This is a genomic window from Aequorivita echinoideorum (genome assembly GCF_018476645.1).
Lineage (GTDB): Bacteria > Bacteroidota > Bacteroidia > Flavobacteriales > Flavobacteriaceae > Aequorivita > Aequorivita echinoideorum.
In genome coordinates, this window is record NZ_JAHCTB010000002.1 from 577,073 (window position 1) to 598,631 (window position 21,559).

General features: G+C 39.1%; 14 protein-coding genes and 1 pseudogene. 7 read left to right on the forward strand and 8 right to left on the reverse strand.

Annotated features, from left to right (window positions below; genetic code table 11):
* Window positions 1–6: 6 nt before the first annotated feature.
* Both KIV10_RS06455 and KIV10_RS06460 read left to right on the forward strand, forming a co-directional pair.
* Entirely contained in the window at window positions 7–252 is a 246-nt protein-coding gene (locus KIV10_RS06455; protein ID WP_214112658.1) for a hypothetical protein, read from the forward strand.
* 96 nt (window positions 253–348) lie between these two features.
* Window positions 349–546, forward strand: coding sequence for a cold-shock protein (locus KIV10_RS06460; RefSeq protein WP_214112659.1), 198 nt, complete (start codon window positions 349–351; stop codon window positions 544–546).
* Between the two features lie 49 nt (window positions 547–595).
* On the opposite strand, the gene KIV10_RS06465 is transcribed toward KIV10_RS06460, so the two are convergent.
* Window positions 596–1,045, reverse strand: a complete 450-nt coding sequence (locus KIV10_RS06465) for a nucleoside deaminase (protein WP_214112776.1) — start codon at window positions 1,043–1,045, stop codon at window positions 596–598.
* A gap of 101 nt (window positions 1,046–1,146) precedes the next feature.
* Between KIV10_RS06465 and KIV10_RS06470 the strand changes: the two genes are divergently transcribed.
* Complete coding sequence (locus KIV10_RS06470) at window positions 1,147–2,925, forward strand: 1-deoxy-D-xylulose-5-phosphate synthase (RefSeq protein ID WP_214112660.1); 1,779 nt, start codon at window positions 1,147–1,149, stop codon at window positions 2,923–2,925.
* A gap of 48 nt (window positions 2,926–2,973) precedes the next feature.
* Here KIV10_RS06470 and KIV10_RS06475 read toward each other — a convergent pair whose 3' ends face one another.
* Both KIV10_RS06475 and KIV10_RS06480 read right to left on the reverse strand, forming a co-directional pair.
* Window positions 2,974–5,595 (reverse strand): T9SS-dependent M36 family metallopeptidase, encoded by a 2,622-nt coding sequence (locus KIV10_RS06475; RefSeq protein WP_214112661.1) that lies wholly within the window; start codon window positions 5,593–5,595, stop codon window positions 2,974–2,976.
* A 146-nt stretch (window positions 5,596–5,741) separates the two neighbouring features.
* Window positions 5,742–7,076: a deoxyguanosinetriphosphate triphosphohydrolase gene (locus tag KIV10_RS06480; protein WP_214112777.1), complete on the reverse strand. Its 1,335-nt coding sequence runs from the start codon at window positions 7,074–7,076 to the stop codon at window positions 5,742–5,744.
* A gap of 175 nt (window positions 7,077–7,251) precedes the next feature.
* Here KIV10_RS06480 and KIV10_RS06485 point away from each other — a divergent pair, with 175 nt between their 5' ends.
* Complete coding sequence (locus KIV10_RS06485) at window positions 7,252–10,077, forward strand: TonB-dependent receptor (RefSeq protein ID WP_214112662.1); 2,826 nt, start codon at window positions 7,252–7,254, stop codon at window positions 10,075–10,077.
* 345 nt (window positions 10,078–10,422) lie between these two features.
* Window positions 10,423–11,439, forward strand: a complete 1,017-nt coding sequence (locus KIV10_RS06490; protein ID WP_246516215.1) for a hypothetical protein — start codon at window positions 10,423–10,425, stop codon at window positions 11,437–11,439.
* A gap of 79 nt (window positions 11,440–11,518) precedes the next feature.
* On the opposite strand, the gene KIV10_RS06495 is transcribed toward KIV10_RS06490, so the two are convergent.
* Window positions 11,519–11,878 carry a toxin-antitoxin system YwqK family antitoxin gene (locus KIV10_RS06495; RefSeq protein WP_214112664.1) on the reverse strand — a complete coding sequence of 120 codons (360 nt, stop codon included), beginning with the start codon at window positions 11,876–11,878 and terminating at the stop codon, window positions 11,519–11,521.
* 409 nt (window positions 11,879–12,287) lie between these two features.
* Between KIV10_RS06495 and KIV10_RS06500 the strand changes: the two genes are divergently transcribed.
* Window positions 12,288–13,487 carry a porin gene (locus KIV10_RS06500; RefSeq protein WP_214112665.1) on the forward strand — a complete coding sequence of 400 codons (1,200 nt, stop codon included), beginning with the start codon at window positions 12,288–12,290 and terminating at the stop codon, window positions 13,485–13,487.
* 79 nt (window positions 13,488–13,566) lie between these two features.
* A complete protein-coding gene (locus KIV10_RS06505; protein WP_214112666.1) occupies window positions 13,567–15,810 on the forward strand; it encodes an inorganic phosphate transporter in 2,244 nt (747 codons plus the stop codon).
* Window positions 15,811–15,886: 76 nt separating this feature from the next.
* Here KIV10_RS06505 and KIV10_RS06510 read toward each other — a convergent pair whose 3' ends face one another.
* From KIV10_RS06510 to serS, 4 genes and pseudogenes are all read right to left on the reverse strand, one after another.
* Entirely contained in the window at window positions 15,887–18,301 is a 2,415-nt protein-coding gene (locus KIV10_RS06510) for a ribonucleoside-diphosphate reductase subunit alpha (protein ID WP_214112667.1), read from the reverse strand.
* 136 nt (window positions 18,302–18,437) lie between these two features.
* A pseudogene (locus KIV10_RS06515) lies at window positions 18,438–18,713 on the reverse strand (four helix bundle protein); the annotation flags it as partial.
* A gap of 204 nt (window positions 18,714–18,917) precedes the next feature.
* A complete protein-coding gene (locus tag KIV10_RS06520) occupies window positions 18,918–19,895 on the reverse strand; it encodes a ribonucleotide-diphosphate reductase subunit beta (protein ID WP_214112669.1) in 978 nt (325 codons plus the stop codon).
* A 375-nt stretch (window positions 19,896–20,270) separates the two neighbouring features.
* Window positions 20,271–21,542: a serine--tRNA ligase gene (gene serS / locus KIV10_RS06525; protein ID WP_214112670.1), complete on the reverse strand. Its 1,272-nt coding sequence runs from the start codon at window positions 21,540–21,542 to the stop codon at window positions 20,271–20,273.
* Between the last annotated feature and the right edge of the window lie 17 nt (window positions 21,543–21,559).

Below are 21,559 nucleotides of genomic sequence, written 5' to 3' on the forward strand. Positions count from 1 at the left end.
ATAAAAATGAAATACATAATTTCTATCCTATTTATAGCTGTGCTTATCGCTTTGGCAATAGGTTTTTATATTCAATCTGAAAATGAAACCACGGGAAATTTAATAATCGGCCTGTCGCTGATGGTCGGCTTTTTTGTCGTTATGCCCTTATTTATTTATCATCGCTGGCGCGGAAAAAATGTGAAAGACTACATGCTCACGAAAGAAAACATTGAAAAAATGCAGGCATACCAAAGAGACAACAAAAAATAATTCAATTTTTTATCCAAAAAAAAATTATAATTTCATTAACATTTCAAAAGAGATTTATTATACATTTGTAGCTAATTATTAATTTATTTTTTTACAATGGAAGGAACAGTAAAGTTTTTTAACGAATCTAAAGGGTACGGTTTTATTACCAACGATGAAACCGGAAAGGACATTTTTGTACACATTACGGGCCTTAACGGCGAAGCTTTAAACGAAGGTGATAAAGTGGAATATGTGGAAGAAGAAGGCAGAAAAGGACGTGTAGCGGCGCAAGTTCGCGTAATCCACGATTAAATATATAGAATTTTATTTTTACAAAAAGCTCTTCAAACGAAGGGCTTTTTTAGTTAAGATTTCTTTTTTCGATAAAAAAACGCTTCAATAACTGAGAGCACTCTTCGCTTAAAATTCCGCCAATCATATTCGTTTTAGGATGCAGCTGGGTATTTAGATTTATACATCCTCTTTTTTCATCGCGCGCACCATACACGATTCTCGATATTTGGCTCCAAAATAATGCTCCCGCGCACATTTGGCAGGGTTCAATGGTAACATAGAGCGTGCAATCAATCAAATATTTTCCGCCCAAAAAATTCGCAGCGGCGGTTATTGCTTGCATTTCGGCGTGGGCGGTTACATCGTTTAAGGTTTCGGTTAAATTATGGGCACGAGCGATTATTTGGTTATTGACAACAATAACGGCACCAATGGGAATTTCATTTTTTTCAAAGGCCGTTTCCGCTTCCTGCAAGGCCCGCTTCATAAAAAACGTATCGTCAAATGGTTCAATAATACTCACAAAAAATTCTTTTGAATCGCAAAACTACAAATTAACTTTCCATAAATTATTCGGTTAATAAAAAAGTAATTTCGCAATAAACGTATCTTTACATCGTGCCAAAAAATATATTAGATACCATACAATCCCCAAAAGATCTTCGCAAAATTCAGAAGCAAAAATTGCCACAACTGGCACAGGAACTTCGCGACTTTATTATCAACATTGTTGCAACAAAAGAAGGACATTTGGGCGCGAGCCTTGGGGTTGTAGAACTTACCCTGGCACTCCATTATGTTTTTAATACGCCCGAGGATTTATTGGTCTGGGATGTAGGCCATCAAGCATACGGACATAAGATTATTACCGGCCGAAAGGATATTTTCCACACCAATCGTCAACTGCGCGGAATTAGTGGTTTCCCGAAGAGGGACGAAAGCGAATATGATACTTTTGGGGTGGGCCATAGCAGCACCGCGATTTCTGCTGCGTTGGGAATGGCCATTGCATCTCAATTTAAGGGAGATTTTGCCAAACAACATATTGCAGTGATAGGCGATGCATCCATTGCCAGCGGGATGGCGTTTGAGGCATTGAACCACGCAGGGGTTACAGATTGCAATCTACTTGTTATTTTGAACGATAATGCTATTGGAATTGATCCTAGCGTAGGGGCTCTAAAAAATTATTTTACCAAAGTGAATTTGGATGTCGCCCCGGAAACCGATAATATTTTTGAAGCGTTAAATTTTGATTATTCCGGGCCTGTTGATGGCCACGATCTCGACATTCTGATTTCTGAATTGGAACGTTTGAAAAAAATTACGGGGCCTAAATTGCTTCACGTAATTACAAAAAAGGGTAAGGGGTTAAAACAAGCCGAAGAAAATCAAGTAGTGTATCACGCACCCGGAAAGTTTGATGCGTTGACCGGGGATTTGGAACCAAAAAGCAATGATTCTCTTCCCCCGAAATTTCAGGATGTATTTGGAATAACCCTCGTAAAGTTGGCCGAAAAAAATGACAAAATCATAGGCGTGACCCCGGCAATGCCCACAGGGAGCTCACTTAAATTTATGATGGATGCATATCCGAAGAGAGCTTTTGACGTAGGCATTGCAGAACAGCACGCCGTTACATTTTCTGCCGGGCTTGCCACGCAGGGATTTACGGTATTTTGTAATATCTATTCCACTTTTTTGCAACGCGCTTACGATCAAGTGATCCACGATGTGTGCCTACAAAAAATTCCAATCGTATTTTGTTTGGATCGCGCCGGACTTGTGGGAGAAGATGGAGCAACGCACCACGGAATTTTTGATTTGGCATTTTTGAACTGTATCCCAAACGCAATTATCTTCGCTCCGCGGAATGAGGTTGAACTACAAAACATTATGTACACAGCCCAGCTCGGCTTACCGCTGCCCATTTTTATTCGATACCCGCGTGGCAGAGGACGAATAATTGATTGGGAAAAGCCATTTCAGAAAATGGAAATTGGTAAAGGTGAAGTTTTAAAAGAAGGTTCAGAAATCGCTATTGTTTCAATTGGAACCATTGTAAACAATGCCCTTGAAGCTATTTATCGGCTTTCAGAAACTGAAAATGAAAAGGTTGGAATTTTCGATATGCGCTATTTAAAAACTATTGATGAAGATTTGCTGCATCATATTTTCAGAAATTACAAAACCATAATAACGCTGGAAGATGGGACTATAAAGGGCGGTCTTGGCAGCAGCATTTCAGAGTTCGGCGCAAAAAATATTTATAAAAATAGGATTGTACAACTGGGTATTCCAGATATTTTTCCGGAACATGGAAGCATTGAAGAGTTGCAGGATATTTGCGGGATTTCTTCAGAAAAAATCTTAAGCACCATTCAAAGTTTTATATAAAAAAAGAGGCCCGAAGGCCTCTCTTTTTTATTCTCAAAAGCTTTAATCTTAATTAATTATAAGCTTACTGGTGTGCGAATAATTTTCACCATCTATTTTGATTAGATAAATACCAGATTTTAAACCACCTGCATTGATATTCACAACGTTGTGCATTTCAACTTGCTGGTTGAAAACTTCTCTTCCATTCATATCAAAAATAGATATTGTAGCATCACCTGCAGCGTATTTCGCTTTAATGTTCACCTCACCATTTGAGGGGTTTGGATAAATTATGAAGTTATTATCAAGGTTGCCCTGATCGTCAACTCCTAATACGCAATCTGCAGGAACATCAAACGCTTGTGCTCCATCGCTTCTACTAAATGAACTACCTTGGTTAGCGCTTAACCCCAGACCTCTTCTTGCAAAAGCCCTCCAAATGATACATCTATTGGCGCCACCATTTGCAATTTCATCAGCCTCAAGAATGGCATCACGTCCTGATACAAAACCTGGATTACAAGGTTGTAGTTTAAGACCATCAACTACTAACTGCAAAGCAATGTTATTGCCACCAGTTCCATTGTAAATATCAGGATCAAAACCATATTCATCAATTAAATCCCAGGTAAGATCCCATAACATTGTAGCCCAAACTGAACCAACACCGTGTGGTATAGATATAGATGGGGATTTAATATTATCATAGGTAAAGTTATTTACTGTAAAATCTGTACTATAACGTTTTGTTCTTAAACCTAATCCATTTAAAGGTTGGCCCAAAACGTATGTTGCGAAACCTCTACCATCTTCTCCAGCATCACCCTCTTTCATAGTTAAAATAAGTCCAAAATAATCACTCCATCCTTCTCCCATTTGCTCATCATTTTGAAGGCAACCGGCAGCATTTGGACCGCCTGTAAGACGATTGGAGATTCCATGTCCGTACTCATGAGCAATTATACTGTTGTCAACATCTCCATCAATTTGAAATGGTCCCGCTTCAACCAATGTTCCATTTACGGTTGCCGGAGCTAAAAGCTGAGCAATAATAGCATCTCCATCTGCTTGCGAAACCATTATCGAGGGAATAGTAACTTGGTCACCCGCAGCTCCTGGCCCCATTGCTATTGGTGCTCCAGCTACATTGTTTACCACAATAACCGCTATGGCACCTGCATTTTCAGCATTTAAAACCTTTACGCCGAATTCACAGTCGCCTCTTCTAAGAACTGCAATTTTATTATTAATAGCGGCCGCGTTTGTAATTACATCGCAACCATCGTAAATATCTGTGGAAGTCCCACCAGAATTATCATCTACAACCAAAACCAAATCACTTGTTATTGGAACATTTGTAAGAGGAGCGCCAAATTGTGCAGGCACGCCGGTATAACCACCGGCAAGCGGACCATTGTTTATAGTCAAAGGTTCCCCCGGAGGGCCATTAGCATTCCATAAAAACATTTGCATTCTGCCTGATCCGCCATCTGGAGGTGTTCCAAAATTTGCGTTATTCAAACCGCTTCCATCCTGAGCATCCGCGATTACAAAATCCCCGGCATTACCGCCATTTCCATAATTATTTTGCTGAAAATTACCGCTTGCCTCATCAAAGCCATAACGATACCAAACATCGTGCATGATATTATTCAAATAAAACAGGTTCACTGTAGCGGCATCAAGCATATTTACTGGTTGTGTACTGAAATTGAAATCGTAATCGAAATCCAAATCAGCACCACCATCAGGGGCAGAACCAAATCCATTGTTCCCGTTAATATCATCCTGTGCATATACATTATTTCCCCTAGTTATCGTAAATTCTGCTCCCGTGGCGCCGTTGGTATCATGCCATCCAAAAGGAGATGCTATAGGGTCTGCTGGTTCAGAAACCAAAGCAGCGACACCGTGATTGGGAGATTCTACCGGTATTGGAAAAACCCTGTACTGGGAGCCATCAACCATTATGGATTGTTTAGCTGGGGCAAATAATATGCTCTGAGAATTGATATTTTGTGAACTTACTTCTGTTGAATGTGAATGTTCCTTGTTGGGATCATCAAAATTACAGCTCACTACCCAATCATCCGTAGCAAGTATAGTTCCCGTTTGAGCATCTACGCGCACACTGTAATAATGGCTTCCATCCAAAAGATAAATACTTAAATTCCAAGCAAGTTTTAGCGTATTGGAATCTTCTAATTTTTGATAGACCAATTCTACCGGAATATTTTCCAACGATATATTTCCATTGGTAAAAATATAATTATTGTCATCGCCTGTTTCTAATAACGATAGACCACTAGGTGCTTGCAAACCCAATTGATTGGCGGCATTTGTTATTGCCGAAGCTGCAGAAATTGTTGGAGTTGCAGCATTTGCCTTTGAAGCAATGTTCTGGATAAAAGAAACCTTCGCGCTTATGACCTGACCATTTTTTAAAACAAATGGCGAAACGGAATTAAAGATTCTTATATCCTGATAACGTTGCTCAACATATACGTTATCTGCATTTAAGCTCTTCGAAAAACTTTGGGAAGCGATAGATATTTCTGAAATGTCTTGGGACTGAAGCTGTAATTGCGTTCGATTGTTTTCAAGATAAGACTTTATTGGAATCTTAGATTCTTGTCCCGTTACAAGAGAAACGGTAAAAAATAATAATAAGTAAAAAAATTTTTTCATGTCTTTTATTGAATTTAAATTATGGAGTTTAACCAAAAGTAGGTTTGAGATTTGTTCGGCACATCCTTGTACCGAATTCATAAAAATATAACAAAAAATATAAAAAACACTTTCAATCCGTCGGATTTAACACAAATGCCTTATTTTCAAAGACTTCCTTTTATCTTATGGAATATTTGTAGAGCATTCCCATCCGTAAGTTTTGAAATATAGAAACAACTCTCCATAAGGTAGTCATAAACAGATATTTCATCCTTATTAAAATTTCCAACCAATTTCAAAACGAGTTTATCGTAATGGGTTTCGCTACTATTTTGCTTATTTTCAAAAGCAGTAGTAATTGCGTGCAAAAGCGTATTTAGAATAGTGTAACCAGCAATTTCCTTCTCCAGCACTTCCTTGCTTTGATAAATTTTTGCAACACTCAATTTAATGATGTCATCTATCTGCGCTGTGTATTTGCTTTTGGATAGCAAAGGCACAGAAAATTCCCCTTTTAAAATTGATTCTTCATTCTCAATAAAAATGGAGGCCGCTTCCTGAATCAATGTACTTATGGCTAGGGAACGAAGGTATGCCAATCGGTCTGCAGTGTGTTTCAATTCTTGGTATTTGGAAGTATTTATATTTTCCTTTACCAAATTTATCAAATACTCCAGCGCAAATTCCTCTTCAATTAAACCCAGGTTTATTCCGTCTTCAAAATCAATAATAGTATAGCAAATATCGTCCGCCGCCTCAACCAAATATGCTAGCGGATGACGGGAAAAACTAAGTGAATTCCCATTTCTTTTAAGCATTCCCAAATTGGTGGCCACCTCTTCGAAAAATTCCTTTTCAGATTGGAAAAAACCAAATTTTTTATCGGCTACGTGTGCGGTTGGTTTCTTCGGAAGTGATTCTTTGGGATATTTCATAAATGCCCCAAGCGTTGCATACGAAAGCCGAAGGCCGCCCTCCACACCATTTCTGGTCTCGGTCAATATTTTGAAGCCATTGGCATTTCCTTCAAAATCTACTAAATCTTGATATTCCTTTTCAGTTAAATTATCCTTGAAACGTTTTCCTTCACCATTTAAAAAATAACTGCCCATAGCCTTCTCGCCGCTATGTCCAAATGGCGGATTTCCAATATCGTGCGCAAGCGCCGCTGCGGCTACAATAGCGCCGAAATCGTTGAAATGATGTCCGTGGATTTTTGAAAGGTGTGGATGCTTCTCAATAATTGCCTTTCCCACCGTTCGCCCTAAGGAACGGCCAACAACCGAAACTTCCAGACTGTGTGTTAACCTGGTGTGTACAAAGGATGTTTTGGACAACGGAATTACTTGTGTCTTGTCCTGTAAGCTTCGGAAAGCGGAAGAAAATATTATTCTATCATAATCCACTTCAAACCCTAGCCGGGTCTCATTTTCCTCGGTTCGCAAGCGCTTGTTTTTAACTCCCTGTTTTTGGAGGGAGAGCAACCTTTCCCATTGCATCATATTTTTCAGATTTTGGAAAAGCAAGATACTATTTTAAGCCATGAAACCAATGGCCGCAAGCAAAGTTGTTGTTAACGTTTAGCTAACACTATGGTGACGAATTGGTAATGCGCAATTAACATCGTCTTTACATAGCAGAAGTTCCTTTGCACCATAAAATCAAACGACAAAAATGAAAACTTTAGTACAATTATTTTTCTTTCTTTTTACTGTAATTTCAGTAGCCCAAAACGGCTCTATCGTTGGGAAATTGACCGACACAGATTACAATAACGAGCCGCTTCCATTTGCAAACATTTTTATAAAAGGAACTACAAAAGGGGTGACGTCTGACATTGACGGACTTTATTCCATTGAAAATGTGGGACCCGGTACTTATACCGTAGTGTACAGTTTTGTAGGGTATGAAACCGTTGAAATACCGAATGTAAAGGTTGTAGCCGATAAAGTTACGAATGTAGATGTACCTATGGGTGCAAGTGCGGCAGCCCTAGATGAAGTTGTAATTAAAACCACTACGCGCCGCGAGAGTGCGGTTGCACTTTTATTGGAACAAAAAAAGGCCGTGGGAATTACACAATCTATTGGTGCTGAAGATTTATCCCGCAAAGGAGTGGGCGATGCGGAAAGTGCGGTAACCAAGGTTACGGGTATTAAAAAGCAGGCCGGAATAAAAAATGTTTTCGTCCGTGGATTGGGCGATCGTTACAACTCTACTACTTTAAATGAATTGCCTTTGCCATCAGAAGATCCAGAGTATAAGAATATTTCATTGGATTTCTTTGCTTCCGATATAATTGAGAGTGTTGGTATTAATAAAACATTTTCTACTCCAATTTATGGTGATGTTGCAGGAGCGAATATCAATATTGTAAGCAAAGAACTCAATGGTTCCGGCAGCTTGCAGTTTTCAATTTCTCCGGAGGTTAACTCACGTGCCATCGGCAAGACCTTCCTTACAATGGATAACGCCAAGTATATTGGGAATATCCACAATGTTTCGGTTCCTATTAAAGATTTAGGTGTGCATTCTTTCGACAATAATTATAAGCCAGAAATGCAAAATGCGCAGTTGAACTCGAGCTACTCTCTTTCTGGCGGAAAGCGCTTCGCTTTGGGCGATAATAGCTTGAGCGTGTTTTTTGTCGGAAAATTTGATAACAAATATGAATTCAGGGAAGGAACTTCAGATAGGATCAATGCATCCGGAAATTACAGACAACAGTTTGACCGGACTGAATATATCTATAATGTTTCCAAACTTGGAATGGGAAATATAAAGTACCGCTTCGCCGGTGGTGATTATATTGCCGTAAATAGTCTTTTCATAAAAAATAATGGACAAAGCGTTGCTGATTATTATGGCCTTAGAGCAGGTTTAACTGAAAATGACGAGCCTGGAAACCCCGTACGCGCGCTTATTAGAAGGCAACAAGAAAATGAAAACAACCTTTTTGTAAACCAACTTCTTACCTCATTTACGCTTACCGAAAAATTAAGCCTGGAAGCCGGCGCTTCTTATAATACCATACGCGGTTATGAACCGGACAGAAGAACAAACACGTATGTTATCGATGTCAACGAAAATATAGCACGTGCTGCTTCCGGTAGTGCGCTTAACAACAGATTTTATTCAAATCTTGAAGAAAATGACCTTGCCGGCAAGCTCTACTTAGATTATGCCCTCAATGGCAAAAACGAGGACAGTAATAACAGTCGCGTACGTTTGGGCTACAATTATCGCGATACCGATAGAACTTTCAACTATACGCAAATCAATTACCTTTTCGACAGCCCAGCCGTTGTGGATATTGACAACCCGGACACGTCGCTTTTCAATCAGGAATCACTTAATGCCGGAATTTTCAGGCTTACCACAAACCGTGGCGATGGCCGTGATGGCACTGATCCTTTCAGACCATTTTCATATAGTGGTGATAGAAAAATTCATGCAGGACTGGCCGAGGTTGCCTATGATTTTTCAGATAAATTTTCAGCGAATGCCGGGGTGCGTTACGAGCAAGTGAAGCAAGAAGTAACTTTTGATACAAACCTTGCCAGCACGGACGATCCCAACACAGATCCTTCACTAATTGACGAAAATTTCATACTGCCAAGCTTCAACTTAAAATATAATTTCAACGAAAACAGTATCGTGCGTATGGCAGGTAGTAAAACCTACACGCTTCCGCAGTTTAAAGAGGTGGCGCCATTTTTATATGAAGATGTAACCTTCAACAGTTTTGGTAATCCTTCATTATTAACTGCTGAAAATTACAACGTTGACCTTAAATATGAATATTATTTCAGTCCAGGTGAAATAATCGCGGTAACTGGTTTTTACAAGAATATCAAAAATGCGATCAATAGAATTGAAGTAAACTCTGCCGCAAGTGAACTTTCTTATGTAAATACTGGTGATGCAAATGTGGGTGGAATTGAATTCGAACTCAGAAAAGACCTAATTCGATTTGCAGATGAGTCTGGAGCAGAAAAATCCTTGACATTTGGATTGAATGGTTCCTATCTCTATTCAAATCAAAAATTGGAAGATGTTCCTACGGATGATTTAACTGTTCGTTTTACGAACCAAGAAGATGAACTTGAAGGTTCTTCACCTTTGGTAATCGGGTCAGATTTAACGCTCAATCTTAAAAAAGGCTCTACTGGAATTACCAGCTCGTTGGTTTTCAATTATAACAGTGAGAGTATCTATTCTTTGGGAACTGGTGGTGATGATGCCAATCCAGGATCGGGTAAAAACAATATCATGCTTTCATCTATTGCCACTTTGGATTTCATAAATAGAATAGCAATCAATGAAAACTTTGGAATCAAATTGAATATTAAGAATATCCTCGACCCGGAGTATAAATTGAGCCAGGACGTAAATAACATTGGGGTAGCAAATCCCACTTTGCCAGATGGCCAAGAAACCACAATCGAAACGTTTAAACGTGGGGTATTGTTCAGTGCTGGAGTATCATACAGTTTTTAATTAGCAATTAACAAAAGCATAATATTAACCTAAACGTGACGAAACAACACAATTGTTTCTTTGCACCAAACTTTTAAAATCAGACAAAAAATGAAAAAAATTCTTTTATCCAGCCTTTTATTAGCAGCCTTAGCAATCTCCAGCTGCAGTAAAGATGATGATGGCGGAACACCCGAACCGGTAGCAACTTGTAATGACGGAATTCTTAATGGGGATGAAACTGCTGTAGACTGCGGTGGTTCTTGTGAGCCTTGTGAGATCGCTGCCGAAAAAGATGGTATTATCGCTGGACAGGACGATCCAGATTTAGATCCAGAAGATCTTAAAGGAGATGTTACTGCAAATGTGTGTTTAACTTCAGATACAGTATGGACTCTTAATGGACCACTAAGCGTTAAAAACGGAGCAACCCTTTGTATTGAGCCGGGAACAGTAATCAGGGCTACCGCAGGGGGAACTGATGTATATGTAGCTATTGAGCAAGGTGCAAAAATTGATGCTCGCGGAACTGCCAATTCACCTATTACATTTACTTCCAATGCCGGAAATCCAAGATCTGGTGACTGGGGTGGTATTTTGATTATTGGTAAAGCACCTATCAGCGGTGGTGGAACAGCTACAACAGAGGTTGTAAACTTAACCTATGGTGGTACAGATGCAAGTGACAATTCTGGTGTAATGACTTATGTACAGGCATTATATACTGGCGCGCGTATTAACGGTGATAAGGAATTCAACGGTATCACTTTCTACGGAGTTGGTAATGCAACTGTTGTTGAAAACGTAGGTGTATTCTTCGGTGATGATGATGCCTTTGAGTGGTTTGGCGGAACGGTAAACGTTCGTAATGCAATTGCTGTAAACATTAAGGATGATATGTTTGACTGGACACAAGGATGGACCGGTACTGCTACAAATCTTTATGGATTAAGAGAAGCTAGCTATACCGCTATAACTGAAGACCCGCGTGGTATTGAAGGAGACGGTAACCTTGACGGACAAAATCCTGGAGATTCAGGTCAATCTAACCCAACAATCAATGGACTTGTATTGATTAATGGAGCTCCTGTATCTATGGCAGATATGATCAAAGTACGAAGAGGAAGCGGTCTTACCTTAACAAATGGCTACGTTGCATTTGCAAATGAAAATGCTGAGGCAAGTGATTTTATCGATCTATTGGACGGTGCTGGTGATGCAAACGGTGCAAACATCAATATGTCTTTAGTAGGTGATGCAGCTTCAGGATTGGATATTACAGATATTAAGTCAGTTTCTGGCGCAACAATCAATGTAACTGAAGGAACAACACCAACAGTTGACAGAAACATCTTTAACTGGACTGGTTACAGTTTTGAATAAATAGTGGATTAGCAAAAAATAAAATCCCCGGGCCAAAGGATGACCCGGGGATTTTTATTTATGCAATAAAGAAATTTAACTAGTTTGATACAATTTGGGTATTTTCAGATTTCCAGGTAACCACTTTCGCAATACGCGCATCCGCATAGGTTACTTCTTGAATATTTTTATTTGAAAAGAAATACCAAGTGCCAGTTTTAGCGCCATTGTTATATTTAGCTACGGCAGTTTTGTTTCCATTTCTATCAAAACTTACCCACTCACCGTGAAGTTTGTTTTCTTTTGTGTAAAAACCAGTTTGTGCAACCTCACCATTATCGTGGTAAAGTGTAGCTTGAATAACATCACCATCTAGATAGAAAGTGTCTTTATTGTTTTCTTGTGCCAAAGCAACTGAAGAAATAAGTGCTATAACCAAAAGGGACAATATATTTTTCATACGTTTAATTTTTTTAAATTTTCTGAATACTCAAAGTTAAAAAATTAACCCTAATTAAACAATTACATAACGTTGAATTAACATTAAGCCTATAATACATTCATTATAAGATATTTAATAATTATAATATTCAATATATTCAAAAAATTTTATCTCTTAATGATTTAGTAAACATCTGTTTACGGTAAAGGAACATTGAAAGTTTTCCTTTGTAACCGCCTTATAATAGGCAACATTTAAAATCGTTTAGTTTTTGTCGACTAGATTTTAAAAACTGGGCTGTCCATTTGGGCAGCCCTTTTTTCATTTGAAAAGTAGTAAATTGTCCCATCACTTAACATTAAGGAAACATTAGAGACGTTAAAAATTGTGTTCTTTGCTCCCGACAAAAACTAAAATTCGAAATTAAATGTACCGCACCAGTTGTCTTCTTGGCCTAATGCTTCTTTTCGCCTACACCGTACCGGCACAGGAAACCTCTTCAAAATTCGGCAACGGAATGGTGAATTATGTGGCGAAGGATAGTTCCTGGAGCGTAAAATTTGCCCCCCGTATCCAGTTTAGAGCAAACTCATTGTGGCTGTATGAAGGCACACAATTCGGCAAACCAGAGCAAGATTATCAAATTCGCCGGGCGCGATTAAAGTTTGATGGCTTCGCTTATACCCCAAAGCTTCGATATAAATTTGAGCTTGGCCTTTCCAGTTTAGATATGGCTGGCGCTTCAGAATTTACCGCCAACGCGCCACGTATTATTTATGACGCCGTCATAAAATGGAAATTTTATAAAAATGTGGAATTATGGGCCGGACAGACCAAACTTCCCGGAAACCGTGAACGCGTAATTTCTTCGGCAGATATGCAACTGGTTGACCGTTCGGTTTTAAACCGGGTTTTCAATATAGATCGTGATGTTGGTTTTCAACTTCGACACTTCTTTTCAATTTCAGAAGAAATAATTATCCGCGAAATTTTTGCGCTTTCACAAGGTGAGGGAAGAAATGTGGTTACGGGAAACCTGGGAGGCCATCAATATACGGGCAGGATTGAAGTGCTGCCTTTTGGAAACTTCACAAAAAGGGGTGATTATATTGGCGGTGATATTTATAGGGAAAAAAATCCTAAATTGTCAATCGGCGCCACATATGATTATAACGACAATGCCGTAAAAACCCGAAGTAATATGGGTGCGTATATGCGAAACGACATCGGTTTTTTTGAAACGGATATTTCAACAATATTTGTGGATGCCATGTTTAAATATGAAGGATTTTCATTTATGGGAGAATATAGCCATAGGCAAGCGGATAATCCCATAGCAACCAATAGTGATGGCACTTTGACAGGACAGGAGGTTTACGAAGGAGATGGGCTTAATCTGCAATGCGGTTATCTTTTTGATTCAAATTGGGAAGTAGCCGGAAGATATAGCACCGTACTTCCGGATACCGAATTTTTTCCCACTGAAAGCATCAATGAATATACCTTTGGAATTTCAAAATATATTGTGGGCCACAAGCTCAAATTCCAAACTGATATAACGTATGGAACCATAGGAAATACAAGCAACTTAATTGAATACAGAATGGGTTTTGACCTCCATTTTTAACCAAAAATACAGTTAACAATTTGGTAACAATCAATCCTAATTTATATGGGAAATTTGTGCCAGTTTAATAAAACGAGCAATGGATAATATTTACTTAATGATGATTATTGCCTTGGGGGTTCTAGCCATCGCAGACTTGGTGGTAGGCGTTAGTAATGACGCTGTTAACTTCCTGAATTCGGCAATAGGTTCAAAGGCTATCCCCTTCAAAACCATTTTAATCATTGCCAGTATAGGCATATTTATTGGCGCCAGTTTTTCCAGTGGAATGATGGAAGTAGCCCGAAAGGGAATTTTTGTCCCTGGCGAATTTTACTTCGATGAGATCATGATCATTTTCATGGCTGTCATGATTACGGATATCCTCCTTTTGGATTTTTTCAATACGTTGGGCCTTCCCACCTCTACCACTGTTTCTATTGTATTTGAACTTTTGGGTGCGGCCGTGGTTATGGCATTAATAAAGGTTGGATACTCAGACACCGAAAATATTACCAACCTTGCAAAGTACATCAACACAAGCAAAGCTTTGGAAATTGTCACGGGTATTGTTGTCTCCGTCGTGGTCGCGTTTACGGCGGGTAGCATTGTTCAATATATTTCGCGTCTTATTTTTACCTTTCAGGCAGAACCCCGGATGAAATATTTTGGCGCAATATTCGGTGGTATCGCGCTCACGTCCATAAGCTATTTCATTTTTATGAAAGGTTTGAAAGGCACACCCTTCTACGGAAGTTTTGAAGGAATTGTAGACGGAAATACGTGGCTTACCATAGGTTTAAGTTTTATATTCTGGGTAGTGTTCTCCCAACTTTATATGATGATTTTCAAAAGAAATGTTTTGGTAATCGTAATTGCCGTTGGAACTTTTGGTCTTGCACTTGCATTTGCCGGAAATGATTTGGTGAATTTTATAGGAGTACCTATGGCTGCCTACCATAGTTATGAAGCCTGGGTAAATTCTGGCGTTGCAGCTACGGATTTTGAAATGACCAGTTTGGCGAATGCCGTTCCCGCAGAACCCATTTTGCTTTTTATAGCTGGAGGCGTTATGGTTTTAACGCTTTGGTTTTCAAAAAAAGCACAAACTGTTTCTGATACGGAAATCGATTTGGCACGCCAAGGCGAAGGACATGAAAAATTCAACCCGAATATGCTCTCCCGCTTGCTGGTAAAAGGAGGAACGCAACTCGCATATTTCTTTGAAGCCATTATCCCACAAAGCTTGCAGGCCAAAATAGATAAACGTTTCGAAAAACCTGTTGTGGCACTTCCAAAACATAAAACGTATGAACTACCTGCGTTTGATATGATTCGTGCCTCAATAAATCTTACCGTTGCAGGGGTACTTATTTCTACCGCAACGTCTTTAAAACTTCCGTTGTCCACAACCTACGTAACCTTTATGGTTGCCATGGGTACTTCGCTTGCAGACCGTGCTTGGGGCCGTGAGAGCGCCGTTTACAGAGTTGCGGGTGTATTGAACGTAATTGGCGGTTGGTTTTTCACAGCATTTGTGGCATTTGTGGCAGCGGGAACATTGGCGTACCTCATTTACATAGGAAGAGGGGCTATGATAGCCGTTTTATTGCTTCTTGCGATATTGCTATTGGTTCGCAATTATATTTCACATAAAAATAAAGTGCAGCTTAAACTGAGCAAATCAAAATTGAAGAAGACTGAAAGCAAAACAGTACAGGGAATTATCCAGGAAAGTGCCGAAAACATTAGCAATGTTGTTTCGCGTTCCAATAAAATCTATACTGATATGCTTCGTGGCCTCGCAAAACAGGACACCAAAAAGTTGAAGAAAAGCAAGAAAGGCGTCAAGAAGCTTAATGATGAGGTTGAGGAACTTCGGGACAATATTTTCTATTTCATAAAAAATCTTGATGAAAACAGCGTCCGCGGAAGTAATTTTTACATAGTGGTACTCGGATATCTCACCGATGTTGTACAATCGCTGGAGTTTATTTCAAAAGCCAGTTATAAGCACGTAAACAATAATCATAAAGCGTTACGATTCAATCAAATTAAGGATCTTCAAGAAATTGATCAGCATTTGGAAGCGTTATTTAAGGAAATTGAAGATATTTTTGAAAAGAAAGATTTTATCAGAATTGAAAAAGTGCTTCAAAATCAAGATAAGATTTTTACGAGTCTTACTAATAAAATTGAAAAACAGATTGCCAGAACAAGAACTGAAGAATCAAGTCCAAAAAATACGACCCTATACTTCAGTCTTCTGTTAGAAACAAAAGATTTGGTCACTGCACTTATGAATTTGATGGGAGAGTACTACGGTAGCTATAAAAAATCATAACACCCAGAAAATACAATGCAAAACAAAACCCTTACTTTTCGGTAAGGGTTTTTTATTTGTTTCAATATTTAAGAAATTAAGACCCACACATCAAGCAATCATCATCTGCCCCATTTTTGGATTGCGCCAACATTTCACGAAGTTCCTGCGGAGTTATAGGTTTTGTTGAAATTTCTTCCGCTACAACTGCTTCAACCTGCGCGCCCACCGTTTCCTTCTTTTCTTCTTTTTTGAGGGTGAATTTAATGGCATCCACCGCGCTCTTCGTGCGCAAATAGTACATTCCAGTTTTAAGGCCACTTTTCCAAGCATAGAAATGCATTGAGGTCAGTTTCGCCATATTTGCATTCTCCATAAAAAGGTTCAATGATTGGCTCTGGTCTATGAAATACCCGCGGTGGCGGCTCATATCTATAATGTCTTTCATTGAAAGCTCCCATACGGTTTTGTACAATTCCTTCAAATCCTGCGGAATAATTTCTACATCCTGAATAGAGCCGTTCGCACGCATAATTTCTTCCTTTAAGTCATCATTCCAAAGCCCAAGTTTCACTAAATCTTCCAGTAAATGTTGATTCACTACAATAAATTCTCCAGAAAGTACGCGGCGTGTGTAAATATTTGAAGTATAAGGTTCAAACGCTTCGTTATTGCCTAAAATCTGTGAAGTTGAAGCTGTTGGCATCGGCGCCACCAAAAGTGAATTTCGCACGCCGTGCTTCTTTACATCTTTTCTCAGTTTTGCCCAATCCCAACGGCCGCTCAATTCCTCATCTTTTATTCCCCATAAATTATGTTGAAATAATCCTTCGGAAATAGGCGATCCCTTATAGCTTTCATAAGCGCCGTCTGCTTTGGCTTCTTCCATAGACGCTGTGACAGCCGCAAAATATAGCGTTTCAAAAATTTCTTGGTTCAGCTTTTTCGCCTCATCGCTGGTAAAAGGCATTCTAAGCATAATAAACGCATCTGCCAAGCCTTGTATTCCCAGACCAACGGGACGGTGGCGGAAATTCGAATTTTGCGCTTCAATCACGGGATAATAATTTCTGTCAATTACCCGATTCAGGTTTTTGGTAACGCGTTTTGTTACTTTAAAAAGTTCTTTGTGGTCAAATTCGCCATTTTTGACGAACATTGGCAATGCAATGGAAGCCAAATTACACACCGCAACCTCATCCGGCGATGTATATTCCATAATTTCCGTACACAGATTCGAGGATTTTATGGTTCCCAGATTTTTCTGATTGCTCTTGCGGTTTGCCGCATCTTTGTAAAGCATATATGGCGTACCGGTCTCTATCTGCGATTCCAAAATTTTCTCCCAGAGCTCACGCGCTTTTACGGTTTTTCTACCTTTATTCTCTGCTTCATATTTTTGGTAAAGCGCCTCAAATTCCTCACTATGGCAATTGTGCAGTCCGGGACATTCATTTGGGCACATAAGTGTCCAAGTGCTATCTTCCTCCACACGTTTCATAAATAAATCTGGAATCCACATGGCATAAAAAAGATCGCGGGCGCGCATTTCCTCTTTTCCGTGATTCTTTTTCAGATCCAAAAAGTCAAAAATATCGGCATGCCAGGGCTCCACATAAATGGCGAAGGATCCTTTTCGCTTTCCGCCGCCCTGATCCACGTAACGCGCGGTATCATTGAAAACACGAAGCATTGGTACAATTCCATTTGAAGTGCCATTGGTGCCAGAAATATAGGATCCCGTTGCACGAACATTGTGTATTGAAAGCCCAATTCCACCGGCAGATTGCGAGATTTTTGCAGTTTGCTTCAGCGTGTCATAAATTCCATCGATGCTATCATCTTTCATTGCAAGCAGAAAGCAGGAAGACATTTGCGGCTTTGGCGTACCACTGTTGAAAAGCGTTGGTGTGGCGTGGGTAAAGAATTTTTTCGACATTAATTCGTAGGTTTCCTTGACCGCCGCAAGATCATTCAAATGAATTCCAATGGAAACGCGCATCAACATATGTTGTGGGCGCTCCACAATTTTCCCGTTCAATTTCAACAAATAAGAACGCTCTAAAGTTTTAAAGCCAAAATAATCGTACCCAAAATCACGATTATAAATTATGGTGGAATCCAGTTCTTCAGCATTGTTTTTTATAACCTCGTAAACCTCATCGCTCAGCAATGGTGCCTTTTTCCCGGTACGCGGATTAACATATTCGTAAAGATCCGTCATTACTTCAGAAAAAGTTTTCTTGGTGTTTTTATGAAGGTTTGAAACAGAGATTCTAGCCGCCAAACGCGCATAATCTGGATGCGAAGTGGTCATTGTTGCGGCAATTTCAGCCGCAAGATTATCCAGCTCGCTTGTGGTTACGCCATCGTAAAGTCCTTCAATAACGCGCATCGCTACTTTTACGGGATCTACCAATTCATTTAAACCGTAGCACAGTTTGCGCACGCGTGCCGTAATTTTATCGAACATTATAGGTTCTTTGCGGCCGTCTCTTTTTATTACATTCATAATTTTGGGTTTATGGGGTTAGATACTTTTGATTCTATTGTGACTATTGATACTATGAATTCTATTGTCTTAATTGAAATGTATAAATCTTAAAATAATATCCAACTTAGCATCCATAGTACTAATAAACATCATATTATTCATCAAACTTATTGTGATTCTTTTCGATGCTTTGCAAAAAATTATTTATTTTAATTCCTAACTGCTGGGATCTTTTATGTAGATCTTTGAATAAATCTTCATTATTTAAAGATTTTGTTTCAAATAAAGTTTCTAAATGGACAATAGTTTCATCATTTGAAGAAAGTGCAAAAACCATAAATCGAATATATTCTTGCTTATATCTTCTTCTGCCATAACCTTCAACAATATTTGATTTCACAGATTTTACTGACCGTCTAATTTGACTTCCAACTTCAAATTTTTAAAAAGAGGGCAAATTCAGCGACATATTATGAACGTCAATCACCAGCAATCTTGAAAGTTGCCATATCTGTAAATTCCTATAACTCATTTTGAAATGATACTATTTATTCTATGGATACTATTGTCGCTATTGTTTTTTCAAACTATAGTATCCACTAAGAATCTATAGTATCAACTTAGAAACAATAGTTTAAAAATCCGCGTCGAAACTGATTTTGTTCGAATCTTTGTCCTTATTGGTAACACCAGCTTTTTGATATTCGCCTACACGTTTTTCAAAGAAATTGGTTTTTCCCTGAAGTGAAATCATATCCATAAAATCAAACGGATTGCCCACATTATACTCTTTTTCACAATTCAATTCTACCAAAAGTCTATCGGTTACAAATTCAAGATATTGCGTCATCAATTTTGAATTCATCCCGATTAAACTCACGGGAAGTGATTCAGTAATGAACTCGCGCTCAATGTTTAAAGCGTCCACGATAATTTCACGGATGCGCTCCTTTGGGACTTTGTTTACCAAATGGTGGTTGTGCAGATGCACGGCAAAATCGCAATGCACGCCTTCGTCGCGGGAGATCAATTCATTGGAAAAGGTAAGTCCGGGCATCAATCCGCGTTTTTTCAACCAAAAAATAGAACAAAAAGCACCCGAAAAGAAAATGCCCTCTACTGCCGCAAAGGCTATCAATCGCTCAGCGAAGGAATCGCTTTCAATCCATTTTAAAGCCCAATCTGCTTTCTTTTTGATTGCGGGAAACGTTTCGATTGCGTTGAAGAGTTGGTCTTTTTCCTTGTCGTCCTTCACATAAGTATCAATCAAAAGCGAATAGGTTTCACTGTGAATGTTTTCCATCATAATCTGGAAACCGTAGAAGAATTTTGCCTCGCTATACTGAACTTCGTTTACGAAATTTTCGGCTAGATTTTCATTTACAATTCCATCCGAAGCGGCGAAAAATGCGAGAATATGCTTTATGAAATAACGCTCGTCGTCTGTTAGTTTTGAGTTCCAATCGGTAAGGTCCTGGTGCAGATCAATTTCCTCAGCTGTCCAAAAACTAGCTTCGCTCTTTTTATACCAATCCCAAATATCGTGATGCTGGATGGGGAATATTACGAATCTGTTTTTATTTTCTTGAAGAATTGGTTCAATTGCACTCATTTGTCCTTTGTTTTTAGATTAAAATTTGTCGCTACTCGGGACTAACAAATATGAAAAAATTAAAAGGGAAATGCGGAGAAAATTCGTTAAGGTTTTTAACAAAGTTTTCAACACGTGAAAATCAAATGTTTACAAATTTTTTAAAATTATAAATTGCAACTAATTTATTTTTAATTAATTACAAATTTTTTACTGGCTTTGCGCAGGCAAAAAGTTTACAAAAAATGATAACAGAAATCATTTTTTTTGAAACTTTGGAAAGTGTTGTAAAAGGGGAATTTTTTGAATGTAAGACAATACAAATTCACGAATTTTATTTCTTAAGAGAAGCATATTTGAAGCCCTAAAAAAATATTCGTGAATTCGTGTTAAAAATTATTTTATAAAATCAAATCCACAATACGGCACCAAAACCTCGGGGATTTTTATTCCATCCTCGGTTTGGTAATTTTCAAGAATCCCCGCCAAAACACGCGGCAGAGCCAAAGCGCTTCCGTTTAAGGTGTGGGCAAGTTTATTCTTTCCGTCGGTATCCTTAAAGCGAAGTTTCAATCTATTCGCCTGAAAGGTTTCAAAATTTGAAACAGAGGAAATCTCCAACCAACGATCCTGCGCGGTAGAAAAAACTTCAAAATCATACGTCAACGCTGAAGTGAAACCCAAATCGCCTCCGCAAAGACGAAGGATTCGGTATGGCAATTTCAATTCGCGAAGAATTCCTTTTACATGTTCAACCATTCCGTCCAACGCTTTATAGGAATTATCGGGATGCTCGATGCGTACGATTTCCACTTTATCGAATTGGTGCAAACGGTTCAACCCGCGCACGTGCGCGCCGTAGCTGCCAGCTTCTCTTCGGAAACAAGGCGTGTAACCCGTGCAGGTAATGGGCAGCTCGGAATGGTTCAGTAAATCGCCACGGAACATATTGGTAACGGGAACTTCGGCCGTTGGTATTAAATACAAATCGTCCATTTCCACGTGATACATTTGCCCTTCCTTGTCCGGCAATTGCCCAGTTCCGTAGCCCGAAGCTTCGTTCACCAAATGCGGAACTTGGTATTCGGTATATCCTGCGGCGGTGTTTTTATCCAAAAAATAAGCAATCAAAGCACGTTGCAAACGTGCACCTTTCCCTTTATACACTGGAAAACCTGCGCCAGTGATTTTTACGCCGAGTTCAAAATCGATGAGATCGTATTTTTTTGCAAGTTCCCAATGCGGAAGCGCGCCATCAATCAATTTAGGTATTTCGCCTTCTTTGTAAACTTCCTCATTATCATTTTCATCGGTTCCGGCGGGCACCAAATCATTCGGGATATTGGGCAAAGTGTATAAAAGTTGCTGCAGTTTTTCTGCCGCAGCAATCATTTGTTCGTTAAGCTGTTTTGAAGATTCCTTCAGCGCTATGGTTTTTTCCTTTAATTCGTTGGCTTTTTGTGCTTCACCACTTTGAAAAAGTTTCCCGATTTCCTTGGAATAGGAATTGCTTTGCGCCAAAACCTCATCCAGTTGTGCTTGAAGACCACGGCGTTCTTCGTCCAGCGACAATACTTCATTTAAAACATTTTCAGTTTGCAGTCCACGTTTTGCCAAGCTTTGTACATACTTGTCCTTGTTTTCACGGATATCGGTTACTTGTAGCATATTAATTATTTTGAAAG